The 1716-nt window shown below is 69.4% G+C and carries 2 protein-coding genes; one reads left to right on the top strand and one right to left on the bottom strand.

The window, feature by feature from the left end; translation table 11 throughout:
- Positions 1-356: DUF72 domain-containing protein (locus FrCorBMG51_RS29515; protein ID WP_200902397.1), on the top strand; the 356-nt coding region annotated here is incomplete at its 5' end.
- 113 nt (positions 357-469) lie between these two features.
- Here the strand turns inward: FrCorBMG51_RS29515 and FrCorBMG51_RS10000 are convergent.
- A complete protein-coding gene (locus FrCorBMG51_RS10000) occupies positions 470-1330 on the bottom strand; it encodes a DUF4394 domain-containing protein (RefSeq protein WP_052914525.1) in 861 nt (286 codons plus the stop codon).
- Positions 1331-1716: the final 386 nt, after the last annotated feature.

Here is a 1716-nt window from a genome sequence, read left to right as displayed (position 1 = left end):
GGCGGCCCGCCGGCTGGGGCTACCTGCGCCTGCACGCTGGTCGTGCCCGCCCCGCCCCCCGGTACGGCCGCCAGGCCCTGAGCAGCTGGATCCGCCGGATCGCCGAGTGCTGGCCGGAGGGAGACGCCTACGTCTACTTCAACAACGACCACGGCGGAGCCGCCGTCCACGACGCGGCCGAGTTCGCCCGGATGGCCGTCAGGGCCGGCCTGCCCACCAGCCGTGTACCGGCGTCGCTGCCAGCGGTTTCGGCGACCGCCCCGGTGGACAGGACCCGCGGCCGGGAACACCTCGAAGATCAGATCGTCGCGCCAGTGCCGTCAACAGCGTTGACTACAGTGATCCGCCGGGGATGACCAGGACGGGCGGGCCTTTCCGGTCGGAAACGCGGTGCGGCCCCCGGTCCGTGATCGACCGGGGGCCGCGAACAGGCCGTGGACGGGGAAGGGGCCGTGGGCGGGATCCGCCGTTACGGCTTCACGGCCAGGTCGGACACCTGGGTCCCGGTCGGGAACTGCCCGATCAGGTCGGCGTGCCCGGTGAGCAGGTTGATCGAGTAGAGACCGTACTGGCCCGCGACCGACAGCGTCGCGAACCCGACGGAGTCGACGGAGGTGCCCCCGACGACCCTGCTGTAGATGTCGAAGCCGGCGTTCAGAGCCGCGTTCACGCCGAGGTTGCCGGTCGGCGTGAGGCTGCCGGTGCTCGGCGGCGACTGGATCGCCAACTGGTCGACGCTGGTGTCGGTGTCGATGTCGAACAGCGTGGTACCGGTCGCCGGGTCGCTGTCGTTGTTGGTGTAGGCGATGGCGGTGACACCGAGGTCGGACAGCGCGGTCTCCGCGGTTGTCACGTTGGTGATGACGTTGTGGCGCAGGTTCAGGTTCGCGTTACCGACAACGCGCAACTCACCCGTGGTGGGATTGAAGTCGACATCGAAGACCGTATTACCCGCCAATGCGGCGCCCAGCGTCTGGCCGGTATAGGTCGCCAGCCCCGTGGAGGCGTCGAGCGTGTAGATGCGGCCGCCGCTGGCCACACCGTAGAGCAGTCCGTCCTGAACCCGGTAGTCGATGCCCACAAGCGACTCACCAGCAAGGAGTCCGCTGACGGGCACGACCCGCCTCGGACGCTCGACGGAGCGGGACCGGGTTTCGAACTGGGCAAGCCTGATCCCGTCGCTCGTCAGACCGACCGCCGCCAGGCTGGGCGGCCTGGTGTTCGCGCCGGGAGAGTCGGCGATGGCCGCCTGCCCGGACAGCAGCGGCACGGCCCCCAGAGTGCCTGCCACCGCAGCGGCGGTGAACGCCGCTTTCAGCTTTCTGCGCACAGTTGCTCCTTAGCTCATGCACCGGCAGCTCCGCACCGGCGCGGTGCTGCGGGACACGTCGCCCCAACAGCGACGAGATGGCCGGGTGACGACTTTCCGTAGTTACCCGACCACGACATGAAGTAGACACGTAGAGCAACCACAAGTCAACTATCAGCCAACAATGACACTACAAACAGTGGCTTCACCCGGAGTGGGGACAACAGGCACAGCGGCCACAGCGGCCCCGGCCACACAGCGGCCACAGCCGCCCCGGCCACACAGCGGCTACGCTCCACGGCTCAAACAGCGGCCGCGCCGCCTCGGCCCAGCCGCGGACGTACCGCACGGCGTGTCGGCGGACAGTGTGTCGGCGGACAGGATGGGCCGCGGTGGCCGCCGGCGGG

It is taken from the genome of Protofrankia coriariae (assembly GCF_001017755.1).
Taxonomy (GTDB): domain Bacteria; phylum Actinomycetota; class Actinomycetes; order Frankiales; family Frankiaceae; genus Protofrankia; species Protofrankia coriariae.
Note: the sequence above shows the minus strand (reverse complement) of the source record. Positions and strands in the feature narration are given on the sequence as shown.